Annotated in this window: 23 protein-coding genes and 1 other RNA gene; 19 read left to right on the top strand and 5 right to left on the bottom strand. The window is 52.2% G+C overall.

Going from position 1 to position 25,318, the window contains the following annotated elements; all coding sequences use genetic code 11:
• Positions 1–6: 6 nt before the first annotated feature.
• Both recN and bamE read left to right on the top strand, forming a co-directional pair.
• Entirely contained in the window at positions 7–1,668 is a 1,662-nt protein-coding gene (gene recN / locus HA50_RS14880) for a DNA repair protein RecN (RefSeq protein ID WP_084876363.1), read from the top strand.
• Positions 1,669–1,856: 188 nt separating this feature from the next.
• A complete protein-coding gene (gene bamE, locus HA50_RS14885; RefSeq protein WP_084876364.1) occupies positions 1,857–2,204 on the top strand; it encodes an outer membrane protein assembly factor BamE in 348 nt (115 codons plus the stop codon).
• A 54-nt stretch (positions 2,205–2,258) separates the two neighbouring features.
• On the opposite strand, the gene HA50_RS14890 is transcribed toward bamE, so the two are convergent.
• The gene (locus HA50_RS14890; RefSeq protein ID WP_084876365.1) at positions 2,259–2,549 is read right to left on the bottom strand and encodes an RnfH family protein; all 291 of its coding nucleotides are present in this window, start codon (positions 2,547–2,549) and stop codon (positions 2,259–2,261) included.
• Complete coding sequence (locus HA50_RS14895; protein WP_084876366.1) at positions 2,542–2,976, bottom strand: type II toxin-antitoxin system RatA family toxin; 435 nt, start codon at positions 2,974–2,976, stop codon at positions 2,542–2,544. Before HA50_RS14895 ends, HA50_RS14890 begins: the two co-directional genes overlap by 8 nt.
• A 159-nt stretch (positions 2,977–3,135) precedes the next feature.
• Here HA50_RS14895 and smpB point away from each other — a divergent pair, with 159 nt between their 5' ends.
• From smpB to HA50_RS14955, 12 genes are all read left to right on the top strand, one after another.
• Entirely contained in the window at positions 3,136–3,618 is a 483-nt protein-coding gene (smpB, locus tag HA50_RS14900) for an SsrA-binding protein SmpB (protein ID WP_084876367.1), read from the top strand.
• A 43-nt stretch (positions 3,619–3,661) separates the two neighbouring features.
• Positions 3,662–4,060, top strand: a transfer-messenger RNA (tmRNA) gene (gene ssrA, locus HA50_RS14905).
• A gap of 855 nt (positions 4,061–4,915) precedes the next feature.
• Positions 4,916–6,349 carry a UbiA family prenyltransferase gene (locus HA50_RS14910; RefSeq protein ID WP_084876368.1) on the top strand — a complete coding sequence of 478 codons (1,434 nt, stop codon included), beginning with the start codon at positions 4,916–4,918 and terminating at the stop codon, positions 6,347–6,349.
• Positions 6,343–7,635, top strand: a complete 1,293-nt coding sequence (locus tag HA50_RS14915; protein ID WP_084876369.1) for an FAD-binding oxidoreductase — start codon at positions 6,343–6,345, stop codon at positions 7,633–7,635. The genes HA50_RS14910 and HA50_RS14915 overlap by 7 nt, the downstream gene beginning before the upstream one ends.
• A complete protein-coding gene (locus HA50_RS14920; protein WP_084876370.1) occupies positions 7,636–8,388 on the top strand; it encodes an SDR family NAD(P)-dependent oxidoreductase in 753 nt (250 codons plus the stop codon).
• Positions 8,388–10,766, top strand: a complete 2,379-nt coding sequence (locus HA50_RS14925) for a hypothetical protein (RefSeq protein WP_084876371.1) — start codon at positions 8,388–8,390, stop codon at positions 10,764–10,766. Before HA50_RS14920 ends, HA50_RS14925 begins: the two co-directional genes overlap by 1 nt.
• Positions 10,767–10,769: 3 nt before the next feature.
• A complete protein-coding gene (locus tag HA50_RS14930) occupies positions 10,770–11,708 on the top strand; it encodes an NAD-dependent epimerase/dehydratase family protein (protein ID WP_084876372.1) in 939 nt (312 codons plus the stop codon).
• A 1-nt stretch (position 11,709) separates the two neighbouring features.
• Positions 11,710–13,017, top strand: coding sequence for an NAD(P)/FAD-dependent oxidoreductase (locus HA50_RS14935; protein WP_084876373.1), 1,308 nt, complete (start codon positions 11,710–11,712; stop codon positions 13,015–13,017).
• Entirely contained in the window at positions 13,017–13,406 is a 390-nt protein-coding gene (locus HA50_RS14940) for a GtrA family protein (RefSeq protein WP_084876374.1), read from the top strand. Before HA50_RS14935 ends, HA50_RS14940 begins: the two co-directional genes overlap by 1 nt.
• A complete protein-coding gene (locus tag HA50_RS14945; RefSeq protein ID WP_084876375.1) occupies positions 13,403–14,407 on the top strand; it encodes a lysylphosphatidylglycerol synthase transmembrane domain-containing protein in 1,005 nt (334 codons plus the stop codon). The genes HA50_RS14940 and HA50_RS14945 overlap by 4 nt, the downstream gene beginning before the upstream one ends.
• A 93-nt stretch (positions 14,408–14,500) precedes the next feature.
• Positions 14,501–14,857, top strand: a complete 357-nt coding sequence (locus tag HA50_RS14950; RefSeq protein ID WP_084876376.1) for a hypothetical protein — start codon at positions 14,501–14,503, stop codon at positions 14,855–14,857.
• A 117-nt stretch (positions 14,858–14,974) separates the two neighbouring features.
• Positions 14,975–15,634: an epoxyqueuosine reductase QueH gene (locus HA50_RS14955; RefSeq protein WP_084876377.1), complete on the top strand. Its 660-nt coding sequence runs from the start codon at positions 14,975–14,977 to the stop codon at positions 15,632–15,634.
• On the opposite strand, the gene HA50_RS14960 is transcribed toward HA50_RS14955, so the two are convergent.
• From HA50_RS14960 to mgtA, 3 genes are all read right to left on the bottom strand, one after another.
• Positions 15,631–16,170: a TetR/AcrR family transcriptional regulator gene (locus HA50_RS14960; RefSeq protein ID WP_244193587.1), complete on the bottom strand. Its 540-nt coding sequence runs from the start codon at positions 16,168–16,170 to the stop codon at positions 15,631–15,633. The genes HA50_RS14955 and HA50_RS14960 overlap by 4 nt on opposite strands.
• Positions 16,171–16,204: 34 nt before the next feature.
• Complete coding sequence (locus tag HA50_RS14965; RefSeq protein ID WP_084876379.1) at positions 16,205–16,462, bottom strand: YdgH/BhsA/McbA family protein; 258 nt, start codon at positions 16,460–16,462, stop codon at positions 16,205–16,207.
• 403 nt (positions 16,463–16,865) lie between these two features.
• Positions 16,866–19,589: a magnesium-translocating P-type ATPase gene (gene mgtA / locus HA50_RS14970; protein ID WP_084876380.1), complete on the bottom strand. Its 2,724-nt coding sequence runs from the start codon at positions 19,587–19,589 to the stop codon at positions 16,866–16,868.
• Between the two features lie 742 nt (positions 19,590–20,331).
• Here mgtA and HA50_RS14975 point away from each other — a divergent pair.
• Genes HA50_RS14975 through HA50_RS14995 form a run of 5 tightly spaced genes read left to right on the top strand, consistent with a single transcriptional unit; the run spans position 20,332 to position 25,299 of the window.
• A complete protein-coding gene (locus HA50_RS14975; protein WP_084876381.1) occupies positions 20,332–21,900 on the top strand; it encodes an ABC transporter substrate-binding protein in 1,569 nt (522 codons plus the stop codon).
• Complete coding sequence (locus tag HA50_RS14980) at positions 21,900–22,952, top strand: ABC transporter permease (RefSeq protein ID WP_084876382.1); 1,053 nt, start codon at positions 21,900–21,902, stop codon at positions 22,950–22,952. Before HA50_RS14975 ends, HA50_RS14980 begins: the two co-directional genes overlap by 1 nt.
• The gene (locus tag HA50_RS14985) at positions 22,949–23,806 is read left to right on the top strand and encodes an ABC transporter permease (protein WP_084876383.1); all 858 of its coding nucleotides are present in this window, start codon (positions 22,949–22,951) and stop codon (positions 23,804–23,806) included. Before HA50_RS14980 ends, HA50_RS14985 begins: the two co-directional genes overlap by 4 nt.
• The gene (locus HA50_RS14990; RefSeq protein ID WP_084876384.1) at positions 23,796–24,629 is read left to right on the top strand and encodes an ABC transporter ATP-binding protein; all 834 of its coding nucleotides are present in this window, start codon (positions 23,796–23,798) and stop codon (positions 24,627–24,629) included. The genes HA50_RS14985 and HA50_RS14990 overlap by 11 nt, the downstream gene beginning before the upstream one ends.
• Positions 24,622–25,299, top strand: a complete 678-nt coding sequence (locus tag HA50_RS14995; RefSeq protein WP_084876385.1) for an ABC transporter ATP-binding protein — start codon at positions 24,622–24,624, stop codon at positions 25,297–25,299. Before HA50_RS14990 ends, HA50_RS14995 begins: the two co-directional genes overlap by 8 nt.
• Positions 25,300–25,318: the final 19 nt, after the last annotated feature.

The following is a 25,318-nucleotide window of genomic DNA, read 5'->3' on the forward strand; positions in this document are numbered from 1 at the left end:
GAATTTATGCTGGCACAACTGACCATCAGTAATTTTGCTATCGTTCGTGAACTGGAAATCGATTTTCACCGTGGCATGACAGCGATCACAGGTGAAACCGGCGCAGGGAAATCCATCGCTATCGATGCGCTCGGCTTGTGCCTCGGTGGTCGTGCCGAAGCAGATATGGTGCGCCAGGGAGCGAATCGTGCGGATATTTGTGCGCGCTTTCAGCTGAAAGCCTCGCCGTCTGCCCAACGCTGGCTGGTAGAAAATCAACTGGATGACGGCAATGAATGCCTGTTACGCCGCGTGATCAGTGCCGATGGCCGGTCACGCGGTTTTATCAACGGCACGTCAGTTCCACTTTCCCAACTACGTGAACTGGGTCAGTTGTTGATTCAGATTCACGGTCAGCATGCTCACCAGCTGTTGCTCAAACCCGAACATCAAAAACATCTGCTTGATGCTTACGCCGCACACGATGCTCTGCTGGTCCAGATGCGTACCCACTATCAACGCTGGCATCAAAGCTGCCGTGCGCTGGCTCAGCATCAGCAACTCTCCCAGGAGCGGGAAGCACGTCGCGAGCTGTTGCAGTATCAGTTGAAAGAGTTGAATGAGTTTGCACCGCAACCCGGTGAGTTTGAGCAAATCGACGAAGAATATAAACGTCTTGCCAACAGTGGTCAGTTGCTCTCGACCAGCCAGCAGGCCTTGCAGATTCTGGCCGACAGCGAAGACACCAATATGCAAAGTCTGCTGTATAGCGCGCGTCAGATGCTGAGCGAGCTGGTCACACTGGATGATAAAGTCAGCGGCGTATTTAATTTGCTGGAAGAAGCGGCAATCCAGGTAAGTGAGGCCAGTGATGAATTGCGTCACTATTGCGATCGCCTCGATCTCGATCCCAATCGTCTGCATGAACTGGAGCAACGCCTGTCGCGCCAGATCGCACTGGCACGCAAGCATCATGTCACCCCCGAAGCGCTGCCCGTGTTGTATCAGCAACTGCTGGATGAAGCCGAACAACTCTCTCAGCAGGAGAGCGATCAGGAGACATTACAGACTGCTGTCGCTGCGCATCATCAGGAAGCACTGGCGAGCGCCACGCTGCTGCATCAGCAGCGTGAAGTTGCAGCACAGGAACTGACCCGGTTAATCACCCAAAGCATGCGCATGCTGGCAATGCCGCACGGTGAATTCGCGATTGTGCTGGAATTCAACCCGGAGCAGCTGACGGCCGAAGGAGCCAGCCGCATTGATTTTCGCGTGACGACTAACCCTGGCCAGCCATTGCAGCCGCTCGGGAAAGTGGCATCAGGGGGTGAGTTGTCGCGTATCGCATTGGCCATTCAGGTCATTACCGCGCAGAAAATGGAGACTCCGGCAATGATCTTTGATGAAGTGGATGTTGGTATCAGTGGTCCGACAGCTGCCGTTGTCGGTCAGATGTTGCGTCAGTTGGGTGAATCAACCCAGGTGATGTGCGTGACGCATCTGCCGCAGGTTGCCGGTTGTGGTCATCAACATTTCTTCGTCAGCAAAGAAACGGATGGTGCAATGACAGAAACGCACATGCAGCCGCTAGATAAACGTGCCCGCCTGCAGGAACTGGCGCGTCTGCTGGGTGGTAGTGAGGTGACACGCAACACGCTGGCGAACGCGAAAGAACTTTTAGCAGCCTGATACCGCACTTTTTTCCGGCCCGATGGTCATATGCTTGCTCTGTAGAGGTTTCCAATAGCGAAAAGGTTTATTATCATCGGCACTTATGTCGCCAGAGTAATAAAGCCTGCCGCAGGCAGAGTTCAGAATTTGATGGCAAAAAAACAGCCTGATAAAAAGGCGTTTGGCCCCAGAAAAGGAATGTAGAGATGCGCTGTAAAATGCTGACTGCCGCGGCAGTGGTAATGTTGATGATGACCGCCGGATGTTCCACCCTTGAGCGTGTTGTATACCGTCCTGATATCAATCAGGGGAACTACCTGGTCGCCAACGATGTGGCTAAAATCCACACTGGCATGACGCAGCAGCAGGTCGCGTATACCCTTGGTACCCCGATGATGCGCGATCCCTTTGGCAGCAATGTCTGGTACTACGTATTCCGCGAACAACCAGGCCATGAAAGCGTGAAACAGCAGACGCTGACGCTGACTTTCGACAGCAATGGCGTGCTGACTAACATCGATAACAAACCGCGTCTCACTGGCAGCGAAGGCTAAGTAAGATGCAATAAAAAAGGCGCCTGGAGCGCCTTTTTTGTTTCTGCCGTTTCGCTATTTTTTCTCTGCTGAGCGCTCCGCTCGCTGGCGTCTCATCTCTTTCGGGTCGGCAATCAGCGGACGATAGATTTCCACGCGATCGCCATCCTGCAATGTATCATCCAGCTTTACCGGGCGACTGAACACACCGACTTTATTAGTTTTCAGATCGATATCTTTGCGCAGAGATAACAGCCCTGAAGCCTTAATTGCCTCTTCAACTGTCGCACCCTCTTCCAGCGTTACGGTGCGCAGGTACTGTTTTTCCGGCAGTGCATAAACAACTTCTATCGTGATATCAGGCACGATAAACCTCTTTGGCGCGTTTAGTAAAGGCCATCACCATGTTGTTAGCCAGCTCTTTAAACACCCGACCGAACGCCATTTCTACCAGCATATTGGTGAACTCAAAATCCAGACTCAACTCGACCTTGCAGGCATCGTCACCCAGTGAAGTAAAGTGCCAGCCCCCCGTCAGCTTGCGGAACGGACCGTCAACCAGTTGCATATGAATGCTTTGATTGCTGGTCAATGTGTTACGCGTAGTAAAAGTCTTACTGATGCCTGCTTTGGAGACATCGACAGCAGCTGTCATTTGATTACCGCTGTTTTCCAGCACCCGACTGCCGGTGCAACCCGGAAGAAATTCAGGATAAGCATCAACATCATTCACGAGCTGGTACATCTGCTCAGCGCTGTAGGGGACCAGCGCTGAACGACTTATCTGGGCCATAATGGTTCCTGTTCATCACAAAACCGTTAAATAATACCATTTTCAGCCATTAAACAAAAATTCACGGCTTTGCCAGCTGTGCTAAAATAGCTCGTTTTTTACCGCCCCGCAGGACAGGGGATGCGTCCACAGACTGAGTGATGTAGACTACGCCGCACTATGACAAAGAAAAAAGCTAACAAACCCGGTTCAGCCACTATTGCCCTCAACAAACGCGCTCGCCATGAATACTTCATTGAAGAAGAGTTCGAAGCGGGTATGTCGTTGCAAGGATGGGAAGTCAAATCTCTCCGCGCCGGTAAAGCCAACATCAGCGACAGCTATATTCTGCTGCGCGATGGCGAAGCCTATCTGTTTGGGTCGACTTTTCAACCGCTGGCGGTGGCCTCTTCGCATGTGGTGTGCGACCCAACCCGCAACCGCAAACTACTGCTGAAGCAGCGTGAACTTGATTCACTCTATGGACGCGTCAACCGCGAAGGTTACACGGTCGTCGCCTTGTCGATTTACTGGAAAAATGCCTGGGCCAAACTAAAGATCGGTGTGGCACGCGGTAAGAAAGAGCACGACAAACGCGCAGATATCAAAGAACGCGAATGGAAGATGGATAAAGCGCGTATTATGAAAAATTCCAACCGCTAAGGGATGGAATCTGCAGTTTTTTTTGCTATAATTAAAAGTTCCTGGGGCTGATTCTGGATTCGACGGGATTGTGAACCCTTAGGTGCATGCCGAGGTGCGGTAGGCCTCGATAAAAAACCGCAAAAAAATAGTTGCAAAAATCAACTTAAATATGGACGCAGCTAACAGCGATAACTTCGCTTTAGCCGCTTAATCAGCCTAAGAAACTGAGTCCTTCCTCTCTCCCTAGCCTCCGCTCTTAGGACGGGGATCAAGAGAGGTCAAACCCAAAAGAGATCGCGTGGATGCCCTGCCTGGGGTTGAAGCGTTAAATCCAATCAGGCTAGTTTGTTAGTGGCGTGTCCATCCGCAGCTGGCAGGCGAATGTAAAGACTGGACTAAGCATGTAGTGCCGACGGTGTAGTAATTTCGGACGCGGGTTCAACTCCCGCCAGCTCCACCAAAATTCTTTCGCGGCGATACCAGAATTGTCCGCTGAAGTCCTGAAAGCCCGCATGGCGTAAGCCCTGCGGGCTTTTTTGTGTCTGTCGTTGTCCTGATGATCGAAGAGCGCGCCAACATGGTAGTCAAACATCTGACACTGCATGATGGAAACAGCTTTTTTTGATTGTTAAGACCACTGATAAAAAATCTGGTGCTTGCGCTATCAACGTCCAGCGACGTAACAACAAACCATGATTGCCCTTGTGTCAACGATGGTTTAAACGTGAATCTGGCGCAACTTTGGTGGTAAAAAAAACCTCAAAAATTCCACAATTGTTCGTGACATCATCATCTACCCGAAAAGAAAAAAATTACTTCAGGAGGTGGAGTTAACAGGTCACCCCATTTATTACCGGCGAGTAATGCTGCAACTGCAAATCAGCATTGAGCAAAGCACATGTTAAATCGATAAATTTCTGGCTGATGTATTGCACTTGCGAAACCACGAACAAGCACGACTAAAAATACCAGGCACCTGACTCTTACATAGTTAAAATTTGAGTTAGGATAATATTATATAAAACATGACATTGCCGTCGCTGGTACGGGTCAGCCAGCGTAATGAAACCCTTAAAGCCTACGTAGAGTCAATTTTACGGTTTGCGTCTGTCGTTTCACGGATAGCCTGAGAAAAGCCTGAGTAATTTGGGATGGATTCGAAACACAAATAATAAATACCTAAAAAGAGGTGTAATTGTTGATGTGACTCAGCTTTAGATGCATGCATAAATGATGACGTTACCCTCCCCATTGCTTTAGAATAAAGAGCTTATAGAGCCGCACTGTATTTAAGATTAGATCTGGGAGAGTCGTTTTGAGCGAGAAACCACTTGTAGTGGATTTGGATGGTACGTTAATCCATTCAGATATGCTGCACGAATCTGCATTAAGGGTGTTCAGGGATAGTCCGTTTGAAACGCTTCGTATTCCATTTCTTCTAAAAAAGGGCAAGGCTTGTTTGAAGCAACACCTTGCCTCACAAACCGAATTTGATCCTAAGACACTCCCCTATAACGAAGAATTGCTTGAATGGCTCAGGCAACAGCGTGCTGAAGGCCGCTATCTGGTCTTATGCACGGCATCGGATAAATCAATTGCAGATCGCATTGCCGGGCATCTGAATATTTTCGATGAAGTCATCGCCAGCGATGGTATTTCGAATATTGAGGGCAAACACAAAGCCGCCGCGTTGGTACAACGCTTCCAGCAGCATGGTTACGATTATGCAGGTAACTCCTCTGCTGATTTAGCAGTCTGGTCTCAAGCGCACAAGGCTATCGTTGTTAATGGTTCAGACGATCTGATTAAAAAGGCCCGGGATATTTCTACCGTTGACCGGGTATTCCCTAAAAGAGAAATCGGCTTTTCCGCATGGCGCCGGGTTCTGCGTATCCATCAGTGGCTAAAAAATCTTCTCCTTTTAGTTCCCTTGTTTGCCGCTCATGATGTCAGCAATGGCGCAGCCTGGGTATCTCTGATGTTTGCTTTTATCGCATTCAGCCTTTGCGCGTCTACGGTATACATAGCCAATGACTTGCTCGATCTTGACAGTGACCGCCTGCATCCACGAAAGCGAAATCGGCCCTTTGCCTCAGGACTTGTCCCTGCCTGGAAGGGCGTTCTGCTTGCGCCACTGCTGCTGATTATCAGTTTGACCGTAGCGGTGTTGGTGGGGAAACAGTTTCTTTGCTGGCTCCTGTTCTACTTTGCCCTGACGTGTGCCTACTCATGGGTGCTCAAACGGTTGATGTTAATTGATTGCCTCACCCTGGCGATGCTTTATACCTTACGCATCGTTGCAGGCGCGGCAGCGGTTGGTCATGAACTGTCCTTCTGGCTGCTGGCTTTTTCAGTATTTCTCTTTCTTTCTCTTGCGTTCGTCAAACGCTACGCAGAATTGGAAGTTCAATTACTCAGTGGAAAAGAGAAAATTCATGGACGTGGATACCACACTCCCGATGCGCCGTTGATTCAGACCATGGGGATTGTGGCTGGCTACGCATCTGTTTTGGTTCTGGCACTGTATCTGAACAGCGATGCGGTACTGAAGTTGTACGCTGCGCCTGAGCTGATTTGGGGAGCCGTACCTGTCATGCTGTTTTGGGTAAGCTGGATGTGGATGCAAGCACACCGGGGAAAAATGCACGATGACCCGCTGGTATTTGCCGTCAAAGATCGAGCTAGTCTCAGCGCTGGTATTATATTTGCCGCCATTTTGGTTGCCGGCACAGTGGGGATTTCATGGTAACGATAAACTCATGGGGCCGCCTGTCTCGTGAAGAACACAAGGTGGTGGCACTCAGTGATCGTGGTCAGATTCAGGCTTCTCTGACCACTCCGGGCCTGGCTCATGGCATGGGACGCAGCTACGGTGACGTATGCCTTAATCCGCAAGGCGAGCTCTGGGTAACGACCGGACTTGACCACTTCATCGCCTTTGATGAAAGTACGGGTCGTTTGGTATGCGAAGCTGGAGTCCTGCTGCAGGACATTCAGAGGCTGATGATTCCACGTGGCTGGATTCTGCCCGTTACCCCAGGAACTCAGCTGGTAACCGTTGGCGGTGCCATCGCCAATGATGTGCATGGCAAAAACCACCACGTTGTGGGTTCATTCGGGGATCACATCAAAAGCCTGACTCTTATCCGGACGGATGGCGAAACGATTCATTGTGGCCCGGATGAGCGACCAGATTGGTTCGCCGCCACAGTGGGTGGCGTTGGCCTCACCGGCGTAATCGCTTCAGCCGAGATCCAGCTTCGTCCCGTTGCAGGCCCTTGGGTCGATACTGAGACCATTGCCTTTGACAACCTTGATGAGTTTTTCCGACTGTCGGATACGTCAGAAGCGGAGTGGGAACACACCGTTTCCTGGATCGACTGTATCTCAAAAGGCGGCGGGCGTGGTTTGTTCATGCGCGGCAATCCTGCTGATATAAAAGACCGGAAAGCACCCAAGGCTGGCAAACTCACCATGCCCATCGTGCCACCCGTCTCAATGGTTAACCGCCTGACACTTCGCCCCTTCAATATGACCTACTACCATCTCAAAAAGTGGCAGGCAGGAAGGGCAATCGCTCATTACGAGCCCTTTTTCTACCCCCTGGACAACGTGCTGCACTGGAACCGGATGTACGGTCCTAAAGGCTTTTATCAGTACCAGAGTGTGGTGCCACGCGAAGTGGGGCAAGATGCCGTTCAGGCGATGTTGAAAGAGATCGCCCGCTCGGGCGACGGCTCCTTCCTCGCAGTACTCAAAACCTTTGGCAACCGACAGCCCCTGGGGATGCTGAGTTTTCCGCAACCAGGCGTCACACTGGCGTTGGATTTCCCGAATCATGGAGATCGCACGCACAAACTCTTTGAACGACTGGATGCCATCGTGCGTGAAGCGAAAGGCCGAATCTACCTGGCCAAGGATGCACGTATGCCTAAAGAATTGTTCGAAGCTGGCTATCCGCGTCTGGCCGAATTTATCCAATACCGGGACCCGGGCATCAGCTCTGGCCTCTCACGCCGCCTAATGGGAATTTGAATGAAGCTTAAGAAAAAAATCGTCATCATTGGTGCTACCTCGGCGATGGCTGAACAATGTGCACGACTGTGGGCGAAAGAAAACCCATCTGAGATTGTTTTGGTCAGCAGGAATCTGGAAAAAGCCGAACGTATTGCTTCAGATCTCAAGGTGCGCACCCCGGATACGGTAATTACCAACCTTCAAGTGGATTTTCTCGATGCGAGCCAGATTCAGGAGTTGATTAATCACATCTACCAATCTGGCAATGTAGATGTAGCACTCATTGCGCATGGTTCTCTGCCTGACCAGGAAGCGTGTCAAAACGATCTCGTCCTTTGTCGGGAAGCCCTGGATGTCAATGGTATATCGCCAGTGCTGTTTGCCGAGGCTTTTGCCATGAACATGCAAAAGGCCGACAGCGGAACACTCGCCATCATCGGTTCCGTGGCGGGTGACAGGGGCAGAAAATCTAACTATACCTACGGCGCAGCAAAAGGGCTGGTTGCAGGGTATGTACAAGGTCTGCAACACCGCTTTGCCAATACGAATGTAAAGGTGGTTTTAATTAAACCAGGACCAACCGATACGCCAATGACCGCCCATCTCAAACAATCCGGCGCCAAACTCGCCCCCGTTGACCGCGTGGCAGCAGAGGTCGTGCGTGGCATTGAAAGTGGGCAACGGGTTATATACACTCCGAAAATTTGGTCGGTAATCATGATGGTTATTCGCCATATTCCGAATTTCGTATTTAAAAGGCTGGATATTTAATGTCAGGATTGAAATCGAATACAGCTTCAGGAAGGAGCGCTGGTCTGATTAACAACCGTGCGATAAAAGACACAATCTTTTTACTGGCACTCTTGCTGGTAGCGATTGTGGTTATTGTTCCTCTCTCGCCAAGAATGCCATGGTCAGGCCTCGACCCATCATGGATGTATGGGATGAATGAGGCGACGGCTCAGGGAATGTCTTTCGGCAAAGACATCATTTTTACATTCGGGCCCTATTCCTCAATTTATACAAGAAGCTACGATCCAGCGACCGATCAATTGATGATCTGGGGATCGCTCTTTCTGGCAGTATCGTTTGCCGTTGCTGTCTGGCTTAACTTCAGGACAGCGGGACGGAGTTTAAAAATTGCATTGCTGGTTGCCCTGGCCGCACTAACCTATAGCCGTGATGCGTTGTTTTTCTTTTATACCATGCTGGTGGGCATTCAGGTTTATCACTGGGCAATGGCATTCGATGCAAAACAAGCTACCGAGCCCAAGGGCTTCGCTCTCAACGCCGCTTTATTTGTGCCTTTTGGTTTATTGCCACTGATTAAAGGCTCAACGCTGGCTGCATGTCTGGGAATTACTTTTCTTGCCTTTGCTTTGCTGGCAAAAAGAAGGCAATGGAAACTGTGCCTGCTGATTGGCGCAACAATTTTAGTTTCGATGGTGTTTTTTTGGGCGCTGTCCGGACAGCCGCTAACCGGGCTTGCTAATTATTTTATCGGGCTGACACCCATTGTTAGCGGCTACACCGAAGCGATGGCAATAGATGGGCCCAAGCGCGAGTACATTATGTATTTGGTAGCGACAGTTGCCCTTGTCGGCTGCCTGCTACGTGATACACGAGGTTCTTTTTACGACAAATCGGTGGTTGCATTTGTTTTTTTAGGCATCCTCTTTTTGGCTTTAAAAGCGGGTTTCGTCCGACATGACAGCCATGCGAACATTTCTGGAGCGATGCTTCTGCTGGGAGCATTGTTGGCAGGAACGCTGCTCTCTACCCGCAGCGCGATCCCCCTTCTGGTAGTCTGTTTGCTGGTATGGGGTTACATCGACTTTTCCTATACGAAAAACCCTGTTGGAAGCATTGTAACCAATGCCAAAAATACCTTCTCCGGCGCATGGAATGGACTAAAACAGCGTATATTTTCACCTCAGGCACTTACAGACGATTTTAACGATCGCATAAATCAATTGAAGAAGCTCGGAGCCATTCCAAAGCTGGAAGGAACAGTTGATATTTACTCATACGATCAATCTTATCTGCTCGCATCAGGAAATAAATGGAACCCACGCCCTGTTTTGCAAAGCTATTCGGTCTACACCCCTAAACTGGCCGAATTGAATAAGATGCACCTTCTTGGCGACAATCGACCAGATAATGTGATATTCGGCGTTCAGCCGATTGATCGCAGGTTACCTTCGCTTGAGGATGGTGCAAGCTGGCCTGTCCTGCTGTCCAGTTATGAGCCAACTACCTTTACGGGTGACTACCTGTATCTTAAGCACAGAAGCACGCCTACTCCATCAAACGAACCACTAAAGCCCATCGGTGGAGGCGTTTACTCGTTTGGTGAGCAGATCACTTTACCTGAATCTGACAGGCCGCTATTTGCGAAGTTAGATATTCGCAAAAGCTTTGCGGGTTCTATCATGAACACGCTATTCAAGCCAGGCCAGCTTGAGATGAAACTGACGATGCAAAATGGCATCACCCGCAGCTACAGAATCATCTCGGGAATGACGGAGTCTGGCTTTATTATTTCACCGCTGATTGAAACCACAGAAGAGTTTGGATTACTTTCTGCTGATTTAAATTCACTCAATGATAAGCGAGTGAAATCGATTGAGATTTCTGCAACCAGCCTGCCTTTCCTTTGGAAGCCGTCATTTAATATCGAGTTTTATCCACTCAATTACCCGTCTTCACGTGATTTCATAGGAAAAATGGGTTTTGCTGAACCCCTGGCAAAAACCTTTAACACCACTACAGTCGTTCAACAATGTAACGGGAGTATTGACTCTGCCAACGGTGTTTCTCCATCATCTGGCGCCATCAAAGCTTCATCCTTACTCAATTCTCAAGGTTGGCTGGCGGCTTCCGTTTCCCCTGCTGAAGTCCCGGATAAGGTTTATCTGGTACTATCTGGTAACGAAGGAAAACGGTATTTTTTTGATACCGAGCGTAAGACGCGTCCAGATGTGGGAGATTACTTCAAACAGCCGTTATTGAACTCTTCCGGTTACGAAACGACCGCTGATGTGTCCAATTTAAATGGGGATTACCAGTTGGGACTTGCATACTCAAGAGGCAACGATCTCTTTGTATGCCCCCAATTCAATGTCCCGGTCAAGATATCTCAGGAGTAAATTTTGTTGCAGAAAAAGATAATACTTTCTGGCGGGGCTGGTCTGGTTGGCCAAAATTTAGTGGCCCGACTCAAGGCAAAGGGCTATGCAAATATTGTTGTTCTCGACAAGCATCGTAACAATCTTGAGGTGCTGAAACGGGTGCAACCCGACATCACGGTCGAGTATGCAGACCTTGCTGAACCCGGTCAGTGGCAACAACACTTCGTGGGTGCGGATGTCGTGGTGATGTTACAGGCCCAGATTGGGGGTAACGATTATCAGGAGTTCGTTAGAAACAATATTGATTCGACCCGGCTGCTTCTGGATACCATCAAGGCGAACAACGTGCCTTATATGGTGCAGATTAGCTCCTCGGTTGTGGAATCAGTGGCAGATGACTTCTATACCAACACCAAAAAGGAACAAGAAAAAATGGTGCTGGAATATGGCATACCCTGCCCCATTTTACGTCCTACGTTAATGTTTGGCTGGTTCGATCGCAAACACCTGGGCTGGTTATCCCGCTTCATGAAGAAAGTTCCGGTGTTCCCTATCCCAGGGGATGGCCGCTATATGCGACAACCGCTGTATGTCGGTGATTTTGCCAATATCATTATCAGCTGTATCGAGAATGGTATTCGCGATGGCGTGTACAACATTTCAGGCCATGAAAAAATCGACTACATCGACATGATTCGCGAGATCAAACGTGCGATTAAGTCCAGAACGATTATTTTACGCATTCCGTATTCTCTTTTTTATGCTCTCTTGTCTGTCTGGGGCCTGTTTGATAAAAATCCGCCCTTTACCACCCAGCAGCTGGCGGCTTTAACTGCGAAGGATGAGTTTGAGGTGATCGATTGGCCCGGCATTTTTGGTGTTCCTTACACCCCTTTCAGGGATGCCGTGGAAGAAACCTTTAACGATCCACGCTATAGCGGCGTAGAGCTGGAGTTTTAAGATGGGACAACGAATTGCGGTATTGGGCGCAGGTCCAATGGGTTTGGCTGTGGCTTACCAGTTGGCACTTGATGGGCATAAACCGGTACTTTTTGAGGCCGATGACCGTGTCGGCGGTATGACTGCGACTTTTGATTTTGGTGGCCTGGAAATTGAGCGCTACTACCATTTTCATTGCATTTCCGATCATGCTTTTCTGCAAATGCTTGATGAATTAGGCCTTGCCGATCAGATGCAGTGGACGGAAACCAAAATGGGCTACTGGTATCAGGGACGTTTGCAGCCCTGGGGTAATCCGGTTGCTCTGCTCAAATTCCGTGGCCTGAGCCTGATGGCGAAATTCCGCTATGGCCTGCATGCTTTCCTGTCGACGAAACGCGATGACTGGCGTCCTCTGGATAATGTCGAAGCGAGTGGTTGGATCAAGCGCTGGGTAGGCGCTGAGGCCTGGGAAGTATTGTGGCGTCGGCTTTTTGACTACAAGTTCTATGACTATGCTCATGGCTTGTCTGCTGCCTGGATATGGAGTCGTATACGTCGTATTGGGCGTTCTCGCTACAGCTTGTTCCGCGAGAAACTGGGTTACCTTGAAGGCGGCTCTGCCACGCTGTTAACCGCACTGAAAGCAGCGATCGAAGCGCATGGTGGCGAAGTAAGACTGAAGTCTCCCATCGAGAAAGTCGTCATCAATGACGGCAAGGTAGCTGGCGTGCAGGTTGCGGGTCAGCTTGAATCATTCGATAAGGTGATCAGCACCATTCCGCTGCCATACGTACCTAAACTCATGCCGGATTTGCCTGCGGACATTATGGCCAAATTCAGCACCACCAAAAATATTGCGGTAGTGTGTGTCATTGCCAAACTCAGGAAGGCCGTCACTGAGAACTTCTGGTTAAACACCAATGACCCGGATATGGATATACCTGGTCTGGTGGAGTACACCAACCTGCGTCCGCTCGACCAACATGTGGTGTATGTGCCATTTTACGTCCCGGGAGAGCACCCTCTTTATGCGGAACCCGATGAGGCTTTCCTGACAAAAGTGCGGAATTATCTCAAGAAGATTAATCCGTCACTGACTGATGAAGATTTTGTCGAAATGCGCGCCAGCCGTTATCGCTACGCACAACCAATCTGTGATCCTGGATACCTGGACAAGCTTCCTCCGGTTGCATTACCGGTGAAGGGACTGTGGGTAGCTGATACCTCCTACTACTACCCGGAAGATCGCGGCATTTCGGAAAGTATCGGATTTGGCCGACAAATGGCGAAAATGGCCACCACTGACAGCAGGGAGCTTTCCCAGTAATGATTTCGCCACAATTCCTTCGATTTTTGGTCGCGGGAGGAATCGCTGCCAGTGCTAACTTTGGCTCACGATTTGTCTTTAGCATGTTCGTTGGCTACGGCTTCGCGGTTTTTTTTGCTTACCTGGTCGGCATGCTGGTGGCATTTCTACTGATGCGCGGGCATGTTTTTAATGCGAGTCAGGGGACACTTGCGCCGCAAGTGTACAAGTTTGTGGCGGTAAACATTCTTGCCGTTCTTCAGACGTTAGCGATCAGTCTGTTGCTGGCGCGCTGGTTGTTACCCTCATTTGGCATCGTGGATCACGCCGAAGCAATCGGCCATCTGGTGGGCGTGCTGGTACCGGTGGTGACCAGTTATTTCGGCCATAAGTTGTTAACCTTTCGATGAGCAAGTTTTTCACTCGACTTCAGGGTGCGCTGCGTGAGCGGCGCATCATTCGGGCCATTGTCTGGTTTGTCACTATCGGCGTGCTGCTTAATCTGACCGCTGTTTTCTGGTCAGGCTGGCATGAGACAGTCGCGGCATTCGCCGCGTTAGGGCTTCAGACGCTGGTGATCAGTGCCGTGGTGTCGAGTAGCTCTTATCTGTGGCGTTTTGGCCGCTGGGAATATTCTCTCCACTGCCTTGAAAATGTCGTGCCCAGATTCACCCATTTCGCCGTTTACCTGTCCGGGCTAGCCTTAACGGCAACACCCGGAAAATCCGGAGAAACGTTCCGTTCTGCATTATTAGTCCCGCATGGCGTAAAAGTTCCCGATAGCCTCGCCGCCTTCCTTGTTGACAGGGGATCCGATGTTTTAGGGATGGTTTTGCTGGGTGCGCTGGCCGCTCTCCTGGCGGAGCATCACCTTGCATGGGTGTGGCTGCTGTCGTTTGCTGCCCTGCTGCTGGCAAGCTGTGTCTTCTCATACGTTCTGTCACACCCCAGGGTCAGCAATAGCTGGAGTCGGCTGGATCGTGCGATGACATGGTTACCCATTAAGGGAGGACAAGCCATGCTCGAAGCCTGGTCCAGGGTGTGGAAACTACCAAGAGTCTCAGCCTTTTCGGGTGTCGCGATGGTTGCCTATGGCACACAGGCTCTGGTATTTGCCTGGTTCTGCCACATTTTAGGCACGGGAGTTTCAGGTGCTGACTGCGTGTTAATCTTCGTGCAAGCAACGTTGTTCGGCGCAGCAAGTATGATACCAGCCGGGCTAGGCGTCATGGAGGCAGCGCTGGTTTTTCAACTGGTTGCGCATGGCGTTAACGACGGTACGGCGATGTCGTTGGCGATCTCCATTCGTCTGGTGACACTGTGGTTTGGCATGTCTCTGGGTGCCTTGTCTCTGCTACTGTTGTCTGGTCGAAAACTGGGTATACAGCAAGACCCCACCAGAACACGATGATTCATTTACAGTTTATTCCTAAAGCCAGATGTGACTGAGCGTGCCATTGTTAACTACGGTCAGAACATTAATGACTTTGATGAGGGAATATTCATGAAAAAGACAATTATCGCTTTATCAGCATTTCTGCTGGCTTCGTCGGCTTTTGCCGCCACCACACACGCAACCGATGAAACCGTCGCCAATGCACAGGCAGGCGCGAATACCGCAAAAGAGAAACTGCATCAGGCTCAGGATGAAGGGTCTGAACTGAAGCTCAAGTCTAAACATGCTGCTGAAGGTAAAAGCGATAGCCTGAGTAGTAAGGCAAGCGAAGGTACGCAAAAGGCCTGGCATAGCACCAAAGAAGGGACTGAAAAAGGTTGGGATGCAACCAAAGAAGGTGCTCAGAAAGGCTGGAACAAAACCAAAGAAGGTGCCAGCGACGTGAAGAAAAAAGTCACCGAATAAGTTAACTCAGAGGCCGCAAATGCGGCCTTTTCTTTATTTTAACCAACCCCATTCTTTGCTTCCTGCCTTCATAGACCTTACACTGCTTTTTTCCTTCAAAAACCATTAAACACGCTTATGTCTGACACCTTCATCCGCCAGCCGCTTCCCCTGCCAAACGGTCACAACAAAGTGCTGCTGCATTCATGCTGCGCGCCCTGCTCCGGTGAAGTGATGGAAGCGATGCTGGCTTCCGGTATCGATTACACCATTTTCTTTTACAACCCAAACATTCATCCACTGAAAGAATACGAACTGCGGAAGGAAGAAAATATCCGTTTTGCCGAGCAGTTTGGTGTCCCTTTTGTCGATGCCGATTATGACAAAGACAACTGGTTCGAACGCGCTCGTGGTATGGAGTGGGAGCCGGAACGCGGTGTGCGTTGCACCATGTGTTTTGATATGCGCTTCGAACGCACTGCATTATATGCCCACGAACATGGCTTTCCGGTCATCACCAGCTCACTGGGTATTTCGCGCTGGAAGAATATGCAGCAAATCAACGATTGCGGTGTGCGTGCCGCCGCACGTTATCCGGATATGCTGTATTGGGAATTTAACTGGCGCAAAGGTGGGGGGTCCGCACGCATGATCGAAATCAGTAAGCGCGAGCGTTTCTATCAGCAGGAATATTGTGGTTGCATCTATTCATTACGCGACAGTAACCGCCATCGCGTCGCCAGCGGTCGGGAACGCATCGAGATTGGCGTGCAGTATTATCAACCTGATGAAGATTAGCTCTGCAGGATGCTGGTGAAAAAACGCTGAACCATGGTCGCATCCGGCTGCCTGCCTTCCTGGATAATGGAACGCAGCAGCCAGGCATCAGTGAACGCTACCGCAGCTTCCGCCTGCTGCGAAGTCAACGCCAGTTGCTGTTGCAGTATTTGCTGATGACTGGTAATCCATGCCGCTGCTGCCTGCCGCAGACGAGGGCGTGAAACCGCAGCAACAAACAATTCGTACTCACAAATCAATCTGGCCCGCGCATCCAGCGTCCAGAACAAGAACCGGGTTAGCTGCCGTGCGATGTCCGTTTCGGCTTCCCCGAGAAACCACTCTTGTGTTTGCCGGGTAAAATTCTCCACCGCCCGTTCGATGACCGCCGCATGCAGCTCATCGAGATTTTTAAAATGATAAGTGACGGTTCCTGGCGAGATAGCACAATCGGTCGCCACTGCGCGATGGGTACAGGCATGTAATCCGTCACGACGAATAATCGCCGCCGCGCAGTGCAGAATACTGTCACGCATCTGCTCACCACCAGCGCGCATCGCTCTCTTCCCGACACTCATCATCTGGTCCTTATTATTTCAACAGCTGTGCACTGCCAGAAAAGGTGTTTTTGCCGTTGGCAGAAGTGATATGAAACGCCGGGGCACCTGCACGGTCGGCTTTTTGGGCGAGCGCTGCAACCAGATCGTCAAGATTGCTGGCACCGCTGGCACTGATATGCCCGATCACCTGCTGCGTACCCGGAGACGCAATTTCAGTGGCGGCCAGCGCCGAAGCACTCAGGGAGACCAGCGCACCGGCCATCATCAGTTTTACAAGGATAGTTTTCATATTTGCTCCAATAGGGGGGAATGTTGGAGCGCATGGTAGAGCGATGGTCAGATAAACATAACCCTGTCACCCTGACAGACTTATTCATTAAAATTGAATAAGTTCACTCCATTAAAATACCGTACAACGTACAAAATAAGAAACTATCATCTATAAAATAACGACACATTGATTAAACATGCCAAAAACAGGCATTCATCGTACCAGCGTACGATAAATCCATGTCAAGCCTTGCGTATTCTGGTCAAAAAAAAGCAGCGTTTCCTGGAAAACGCTGCTGTTATAACCGCCCAAATCGTTAAATCCGTTAACGCACCACCACCGTTAACAGCACGATCACTGCCATGATGATTAGCAGATGGCACACCACTTTATCCAGTTTGCGCATATCGCCTCCCTGGTTTTAGAACCACTGACCAAAACGTTTGATGTAGAGCGTTTTCATGCCCTGCGCCACCACGCAGTAACCCAGCAGAATCGCGACCAGCCACGGGAAGTAGGCCCACGGCAGCGGTACCAGACCCACCATCGCGCCGAGTGGTGAGAACGGTAGCAAAATCCCCGCCACCATTACGCAGGCGGTAGCGAGCAACACCGGCAACGCCGCGCGGCTCTGGATAAACGGAATCTTTTGTGTGCGCAGCATATGCACCACCAACGTCTGTGACAGCAACCCTTCTACAAACCAGCCAGACTGGAACAGCGACTGTACTGCCGGAGTATTGGCAGCGAACACATACCACATGACAGCAAAGGTTGTGATATCAAAGATGGAAGATGTCGGCCCAATCCACAGCATGAAACGTTTGATATTACGCGCATCCCATTTACGCGGTTTACGCAGGAATTCACGGTCCATTTTGTCCCACGGCAATGCCAGCTGGGAAACGTCATACATCAGGTTCTGAATCAGCAGATGTATCGCCAGCATTGGCAGGAACGGTATAAAGGCGCTCGCTACCAGCACGGAAAAAACGTTGCCGAAGTTAGAGCTGGCGGTCATATTCAGGTACTTAATGATGTTACCGAAGGTTTCCCGCCCCTTCATCACACCCGCCTCCAGCACCATCAGATCTTTTTCCAGCAGGATAATGTCAGATGATTCTTTCGCGATATCCGCGGCACTATCGACAGAGATCCCTACATCCGCATCGCGCAGGGCTGGTGCATCGTTGATACCGTCCCCCAGGAAGCCAACGGTATGATCCTGCTGTTGCAGCGCACGCAGGATGCGTGATTTCTGCAATGGCGTCAGTTTGGCAAATACCGCACTCTGCGCGGCCACTGTCGCCAGTTGTTCATCACTCATCGCCGCAATATCATCACCGGTGACGATGGTGCCACAGTCAATACCGACCTGCTGGCAGATACGCGCCGTCACGACCGGGTTATCACCGGTCAGCACTTTGACGCTGACACCGTTTTCCTGCAGCGCTGTAATGGCTTTCGCGGCACTCTCTTTCGGCGGATCGAGGAAGGTGAGCAACCCTTCAATCGTCAATCCCTGCTCATCTGCCACGCTCAGCGCATGCTGTAAGCCAGGTTCCGGCAAAACACGGCTTGCCACCAGCAGCACGCGAAAGCCCTGTTCATTATACTGATGCGCCAGCGCCAGCAGCTCCGCACGACGGCTCGCATCCAATGGCTGGGTAAGCTTACCTTCACGTTCCGCAGTGGCAATGCTCAGCATCTCTTCCACCGCGCCTTTGCAGATCAGCAGCTGCTGGCCAAGACGACGGTCTGCCACCACCACCGATACCCGGCGGCGAACAAAATCAAACGGCAGCTCATCCACTTTGCTGTAGTAATCCGCGACGGCACTGCTGACGCGACCTTCACCGTAGCGCAAAATTGCGCGATCCATCAGATTGGGCGTGCTGCTTTGATAGTGGCTGTTCAGCCAGCTCAGCATCAGTACGCGTGAGTTTTCCACACCCGCACAATCAAGATGGTGCTCCAGAATAATGTTGTCCTGGGTTAGCGTGCCGGTTTTATCGGTACACAGGATATCCATCGCGCCAAGGTTCTGAATCGCGTTCAGTCGTTTCACGATCACTTTGCGGCGAGACATGGCGATCGCACCTTTCGCCAGGTTGGAGCTGACAATCATCGGCAACATCTCCGGTGTCAGACCCACCGCCACCGCCAGGGCAAACAACGCCGCATCCAGCCAGTCACCTTTGGTCAGGCCGTTAATCAGCAAAACCACCGGCACCATCACCAGCATAAAACGGATCAGCAGCCAGCTGACGCTGTTAACCCCACGGTCAAACGAGGTTTGCGTACGGTTGCCGACGATGGATTTCGCCAGGCTGCCAAAATAGGTTTCCTCACCGGTCGCCACCACCACGGCTTTCGCGGTACCGCTGGAAACGTTAGTTCCCATCAGGCACACGCTACCCAGTTCCAGCAGAGAAGTCCCCTGCTCGCTGGAAGCACTGCTTTTGCTGGCGAGATTGCCGGTGACGTCATATTTCTCCACCGGCAGCGATTCACCCGTCAGGATCGCCTGGCTGATAAACAGATCGCGTGAATCAAGCAGGCGCACATCGGCAGGCACCAGATCCCCGGCAGAGAGATAAATGATGTCACCCGGCACCAGGGTGGCAATGTCCACTTCCTGTTTACGCGCCGGTTGCTGCGCCGATTCACGACGCAGTACCGTCGCGGTGGTACGCACCATCGATTTGAGTGCCTGAGCCGCTTTATTGGTACGGAATTCCTGCCAGAAGCGCAGCAAACCGCTGAGCGTTACCATCGTCACAATGATGATGACACCGGTCAGATCGGTCTCCTCGCCATGACGTGCTGGCATCCAGTAATCAGTGAAGAAACTGACGCCAGCCAGCACCATCAGGACATAGATAAAGGGATTGTTGAACGCCACTAACAGCTGCACCAGCGCCGATGGGGCTTTGTCATGTGCCACCTGGTTGTGACCAAATACCGCCAGGCGCGCTTCTGCTTCGCTGGCACTCAGCCCCTGCGCATCGCTATGCACCCGAGCCAGGGTCTCACTGGCGGTGAAAGCCGCTTCTTCTTCAATCAGATAGCGCGGGGTTTTCTGACGCGGCTGACGTGCGATGTTCAGCGCTCTTTTTTCTTTATTGAGTTTCATGTCAGTCATCGTGACACTCCTCTTTTTTACGGCAATAAATATCCCTGCATGTCAGGCATGCATTATTGGGAAATAAACTAACGGCAAAGCGTTATTAAAATAAAAACGACACACAGGAAATATCCATGCCTGTATACGGAAAGAAGAAATAAATCATCCCGCTTACTGAGGCAGCAATTAATGAATATTCAACGATGTCGATGCCCGCGTTCTGTCGCCAGATGCGCAGGAAGAAACAGCACACTGAAAATCAGTGTGCGCACCGAGGTGGAGGGAAAAGTGCGTGTAAAATCATATGCATGACGTTATACCCCAAGCGTTCGCTCGTACTACATTCAAAGCATGGGAACAATCGTCAGAAAAGAGAGAGGATTGCTACCCGCCGGTTCCGGCAAGCAGCAACAAAAGAATTCGTGCGTCAGCTTGCCTTGTGTTGTGATAAATAAGGGTGACTGTCCAACTGAATTCTCCTGTTTGAAGTTGCGGCCATTATATTCCTGGAGCATGTATTGTAAAGTTAATTATTCAGCCATCGGTTTCCGTTTAAATTCTGTTGTAAATCCCCTGACTTCAACCGATCCAGACCTGAGCTAATGTTAAGGTTCCGTAAATCTGTTTACCCCATGTTTACCGGCTTATAACCATAAGGTTAGCCTTAGAACTTTAAGGCATATCTATATCTGATAATTGACTATTATTCATTACAACGCTTTCGTAAACTCGCGTTACTTTTTTAAGGCAAGGAATTCTCATGAAAAAAATAATCCCCTCCCTGCTGGCGTTATCGATGGTAGCCGCATTCTCTGTTGATGCCGCGACGCCGAAAGATACGCTGGTGATTGCCCAATCCACCGACGATGCCGACAGCTTTGACCCGGCCCAGGGCTTTGAGCTGACCACGGTGCAGGCGTTCACCAACATTTATCAACGCCTGGTCCAGTCCGATCCGCAAAATCCGACCGACCTGAAACCCACCCTGGCAACCTCCTGGCAGCCGGGCAGTGACAACCGCAGCCTGACGTTTGAACTGCGTAAAGATGCCAAATTCGCCAGCGGCAACCCGCTGCGACCGGAAGATGTGATCTTCTCACTGGGCCGTGTGGTAAAGCTAAACCTCGATCCTTCCTTTATCCTTACTCAGCTTGGCTGGAATAAAGACAACGTCGACAGCTTCCTGAAAAAAGTTGACGACAACCATGTCCAAATCAGCTGGAGCGCCAACGTGAGTCCGGCCTATGTGCTGAGCCTGCTGTCTGCGCCCGTCTCCTCCATCGTTGATGAGAAAACCGCACAGGCGAACGCAACCAATGGCGATTTTGGTCACGCCTGGCTTGGCACCCATTCAGCAGGCAGCGGCCCTTATCAGATCCGCAAAGTGGTGTTACACGAAGTGGTGTTGCTGACGGCTAACCCCACCTCTCCGGCTGGCGCACCGAAACTGAAAAACGTCCTGATCAAAAACGTACCGGAGCCAGCGGCACGTCGTCTGCTGCTGGAACAGGGTGATGTGGATATCGCGCGTAACCTCGGTGCCGACCAAATCGCCGCGCTGAAAGGTAAAGCGGGCGTGAAAACTGAAGCCATCCCGATGGCCTCGCTTTACTACATTCAGTTCAACGTGGGTGCCAATCCGGTGCTGAAAAACCCGGCATTGTGGGAAGCGGCGCGTTACCTGTTCGACTATAAAGGTATCGCCAACGACCTGCTGAAAGGCCAGTTCGAAGTGCATCAGACCTTCCTGCCCAAAGGTTTCCTCGGTGCCCTGAACGATACCCCGTACAGCTACGATCCGGAAAAAGCCAAAGCGATTCTGAAGAAGGCCGGTTTGACCAACGTCAGCTTTACCCTCTCCACCAGCAATCAGCCGCCGTATCTCGACATCGCACAGGCGCTGCAGGGTAGCTTTGCCAAAGGTGGCGTGAAGGTTGAAGTGCAGCCGGGACTCAGTTCTGAAGTGTCTACCAAGGTTAAAGCGCACCAGTATCAGGCGACGCTGAATGCCTGGGGTGCTGACTACTTCGATCCCAACACTAACGCCGCCTCCTTTGCTTACAACCCGGAAGATGGCAGCAAAACCATCGCTTACCGTTCTGACTGGCACATCCCGGAGCTGAGCAAACAAACGCTGGCAGCCACCGCCGAGAGCGACAGCAACAAGCGTGTGGAAATGTATCAGGCGATGCAGCGTGAAGTGTTGAAGAACTCACCTTATGTGATTGGCCTGCAGGCGCGTAACCTGATTGCGCTGCGCGATAACCTGCAAGGCTACGTTCAGGGCATCAACCCGGATATGGTGTATTACTCACAGGTTACCAAGTAATGGCGGCATCAGCCCCACAGGCCGGGTTCGCCCGGCCACTCTGGCAACGCACCAGCCGAATCGTCACCAGCCTGCTGTCGCTGCTGGTGACGCTGCTCGGCCTGCTGGCCTTTACCTTTATGCTGTCGCACCTGTCACCGGTCGATCCAGTGCAGCAGATCGCGGGCGATCACGCCAGTGAGGCCACCTATGCGCAGGTGCGTCACGATCTCGGTCTCGATCAACCGGTGCTGGTGCAATTCTGGCGTTATATCAGCCATCTGGCCCACGGCGATCTCGGCCTGTCCCATCTGACCAATCAACCGGTGAGCGCCGACCTGATGCGCACCTTCCCGGCGACCATTGAGCTGGCGACTTGTTCGATCATTTTTGCGGCGGTATTCGGTGTGGCGCTGGCGCTGCTGGCGGCCTGGAAACCAGGCAGCATCATCGATAACGTGGCGCGTTTTATTTCGCTGCTCGGTTATTCCGTGCCGGTGTTCTGGCTGGGTCTGCTCGGCCTGCTGTTGTTTTACGCCGTGCTGCACTGGTCCGCCGGACCGGGTCAGCTGGATGATATCTGGATTTATACGCTGGAGCCGAAAACCGGTTTTGTGCTGATTGATAGCTGGCTGTCCGGGGATCCTGAGATGTTCCGCAATGCGATCGCCCATATCTGGCTGCCGGTGGTGATTCTCGGCATGCTGGCGATGGCCGGGATTACCCGCCTGCTGCGTGCCGCGTTGCTGGAGGAGAGCAGCAAAGAGTATGTGATTCTGGCGCGCGCCAAAGGTGCTGGCCGCACGCGCATTCTGCTGCGTCATATCTTTCCCAACGTGCTCGGCACCCTGATTACCGTTATCGCCCTCTCCTGGGCCACCCTGCTGGAAGGTTCGGTGCTAACGGAAACCGTTTTTGCCTGGCCCGGCGTGGGTCGCTACATGACTAACGCGCTGTTCTCCGCCGATGTTCCGGCGATTCTCGGCGCGACCCTGCTGATTGGCAGCTGCTTTATTCTGCTTAACGCGGTGGCCGACGCCCTGACCTGGTTAACCGATCCGAGAACCCGATGACTCAACAACTCTCCGAACTGGAAACGCTGCGCCCGCGTCGCAGCCGTCGCCGCATCACCTCCCTCAGCATCGGTTTAACCCTGGTGGTGATTTTGCTGGTGATGGCGGTGTTTGCACCGCTGCTGTCCCCCTTTGATCCGAATGTGCAAACCATCAGCATGCGCCTGCTGCCGCCTTCGGCAACCCACTGGTTTGGCACCGATGGTTTTGGTCGTGATCTGCTGTCTCGCGTGATTTATGGCACCCGTCCGACGCTGCTGCTAGTGGCGCTGATTCTGGTACTGACCATCCCGGTAGGTCTGCTGGTCGGCATCACCGCCGGTTATGTTGGCGGCTGGACCGAGCGCGTGCTGATGCGCATTACCGACATTTTTCTCTCGCTGCCCAATCTGGTTATCGCCCTGGCGTTCGTTGCCATGCTCGGCCCAGGCCTGATGAACGGCGCGCTGGCGCTGGCACTCACCAGCTGGCCACCGTTCGCCCGTCAGGCGCGTGCCGAGACGCTGGCGCTGCGCCGTAGTGATTACCTCGCCGCAGCGCGGATGCAGGGCATCACCGGCCTGCGTCTGATGTTCGGCCATATTCTGCCGCTTTGCCTGCCTACCGCGGTGGTGCGTGCGGCGCTGAGTCTCGGCGGAATTATTCTTTCCGCTGCCGGCCTCGGCTTTCTCGGCATGGGCGTGCAACCGCCGACCGCAGAATGGGGATCGATGGTGGCCGAAGGCAGCAAAGTGATTTTCGACCAATGGTGGGTGGCTGCGGCCCCCGGTGCTGCCATTTTGTTCGCCAGCCTGGCGTTTAACCTGGCAGGCGACGGCCTGCGTGACCAACTGGATACCCGCCATGCCAAATGATCTGTTAATTGATGCCCAGGGGCTGGTGATTCGCAGCGACGACGCGCTGCTGGTTGATGACATCCACTTTCAGCTCGGGCGCGAACGCATGGCGCTGGTGGGTGAGTCAGGTTCAGGTAAATCCCTCACCGCCCGTACCCTGATGGGGCTGTTGTCACCGTCACTGCAATTGCACGCAGATCGCCTGCAAGTGGTGGGCCAGGATGCATTGCAGATGCGCGAACGCGACTGGAGCCGCCTGCGCGGCAGCAAGGTGGCAATGGTGATGCAGGACCCGAAATACGCCCTCAACCCCACGCGTACCATTGGCTGGCAGGTGGAGGAACCGCTGGTGCTGCACCATCGCCTGAGCCGCGCCGAGCGCAAAGAGAAAGTATGCGACATGCTCGATGCCGTCGGCCTGCCGGATCCCCGTCAGCTGATGAAACGTTATCCGCATCAGCTCTCCGGGGGAATGGGCCAGCGTGTGATGCTGGCGATTGCCTTGATCACCGATCCCGAGCTGCTGATCGCCGATGAACCGACCTCAGCGCTCGATCATGCAATGCGTGATCAGGTGCTGGCGCTGATTCGTCGTCTGGTTGAACAACGCAACATGGGACTGCTGCTGATCAGCCACGATCTGCAACAGGTGTCGGAGCATTGCGAGCGGGTGATGGTGATGTATAAAGGTCGTCTGCTGGATACCTTGCCTGCTGCGGAGTTGTCCAACGCCAGCCATCCGTATACCCGCACGCTGTGGGCCTGCCGTCCGAGCAAAGCCACCCATGGCGCAGCACTACCGGTGCTGGATCGTGCCGCCCTGGAGCAGAACCATGATTGAGTTATCCAACCTGAGCGTATCCCATAAGCAGGGCTACGAACTGCGCACCGTGGTCCATGACGTCAACCTCAATGTGAAGGCAGGCGAGTGTTTTGGCCTGGTTGGTCCCTCTGGCTGCGGTAAATCGTCGCTGCTGTGGGTGATGGCCGGACTCAACCCGCACTGGTCCGGTAGCATGGCACTGGCGGGCACCACCGTGAAACCGGGTAAACCCTTTACTGGCCAGTTGCGCCGTGATGTGCAGATGGTATTTCAGGATCCCTACGCTTCGCTGCATCCGCGCCATCGCCTGCGTCGTACCCTGGCAGAGCCGTTAAAGATGCTGAAACAGGACCATATCGACGATCGCATCAACGATGGATTTCGCCATGTGGGCCTTGATCCGGCGCTGGCAGATCGCTATCCGCATCAGCTTTCCGGCGGTCAGCGTCAGCGCGTCGCCATTGTGCGCGCCCTGCTGCTCCAGCCGAAGATCCTGCTGCTGGATGAGCCAACCTCGGCGCTGGATATGTCCGTGCAGGCGGAGATCCTCAACCTGCTGAACGATCTGAAGCGTGATGATGGGTTAACCATGGTGCTGGTAAGCCACGATCCTGACGTGATCGATCATATGTGCGATCGCGCCGTTCGCATGGCACAGGGCAGGATTGTTGAGCAGTTAAGTGCTTAAAACCGCGCGATAAATCGCG

This window comes from Pantoea cypripedii, from assembly GCF_002095535.1.
Classification (GTDB): Bacteria; Pseudomonadota; Gammaproteobacteria; order Enterobacterales; family Enterobacteriaceae; genus Pantoea; species Pantoea cypripedii.

Coding starts and splice junctions, on each gene's coding strand:
- HA50_RS14965 (WP_084876379.1), bottom strand. CDS start 16,462: ATGAAAACTATCCTTGTAAAACTGATGATGGCCGGTGCGCTGGTCTCC.
- HA50_RS14935 (WP_084876373.1), top strand. CDS start 11,710: ATGGGACAACGAATTGCGGTATTGGGCGCAGGTCCAATGGGTTTGGCT.
- HA50_RS14995 (WP_084876385.1), top strand. CDS start 24,622: ATGATTGAGTTATCCAACCTGAGCGTATCCCATAAGCAGGGCTACGAA.
- HA50_RS14985 (WP_084876383.1), top strand. CDS start 22,949: ATGACTCAACAACTCTCCGAACTGGAAACGCTGCGCCCGCGTCGCAGC.
- HA50_RS14960 (WP_244193587.1), bottom strand. CDS start 16,170: ATGCGCGCTGGTGGTGAGCAGATGCGTGACAGTATTCTGCACTGCGCG.
- recN (WP_084876363.1), top strand. CDS start 7: ATGCTGGCACAACTGACCATCAGTAATTTTGCTATCGTTCGTGAACTG.
- HA50_RS14920 (WP_084876370.1), top strand. CDS start 7,636: ATGAAGCTTAAGAAAAAAATCGTCATCATTGGTGCTACCTCGGCGATG.
- HA50_RS14950 (WP_084876376.1), top strand. CDS start 14,501: ATGAAAAAGACAATTATCGCTTTATCAGCATTTCTGCTGGCTTCGTCG.
- HA50_RS14975 (WP_084876381.1), top strand. CDS start 20,332: ATGAAAAAAATAATCCCCTCCCTGCTGGCGTTATCGATGGTAGCCGCA.
- HA50_RS14945 (WP_084876375.1), top strand. CDS start 13,403: ATGAGCAAGTTTTTCACTCGACTTCAGGGTGCGCTGCGTGAGCGGCGC.
- HA50_RS14955 (WP_084876377.1), top strand. CDS start 14,975: ATGTCTGACACCTTCATCCGCCAGCCGCTTCCCCTGCCAAACGGTCAC.
- HA50_RS14940 (WP_084876374.1), top strand. CDS start 13,017: ATGATTTCGCCACAATTCCTTCGATTTTTGGTCGCGGGAGGAATCGCT.
- HA50_RS14980 (WP_084876382.1), top strand. CDS start 21,900: ATGGCGGCATCAGCCCCACAGGCCGGGTTCGCCCGGCCACTCTGGCAA.
- bamE (WP_084876364.1), top strand. CDS start 1,857: ATGCGCTGTAAAATGCTGACTGCCGCGGCAGTGGTAATGTTGATGATG.
- HA50_RS14915 (WP_084876369.1), top strand. CDS start 6,343: ATGGTAACGATAAACTCATGGGGCCGCCTGTCTCGTGAAGAACACAAG.
- HA50_RS14895 (WP_084876366.1), bottom strand. CDS start 2,976: ATGGCCCAGATAAGTCGTTCAGCGCTGGTCCCCTACAGCGCTGAGCAG.
- smpB (WP_084876367.1), top strand. CDS start 3,136: ATGACAAAGAAAAAAGCTAACAAACCCGGTTCAGCCACTATTGCCCTC.
- HA50_RS14990 (WP_084876384.1), top strand. CDS start 23,796: ATGCCAAATGATCTGTTAATTGATGCCCAGGGGCTGGTGATTCGCAGC.
- mgtA (WP_084876380.1), bottom strand. CDS start 19,589: ATGACTGACATGAAACTCAATAAAGAAAAAAGAGCGCTGAACATCGCA.
- HA50_RS14925 (WP_084876371.1), top strand. CDS start 8,388: ATGTCAGGATTGAAATCGAATACAGCTTCAGGAAGGAGCGCTGGTCTG.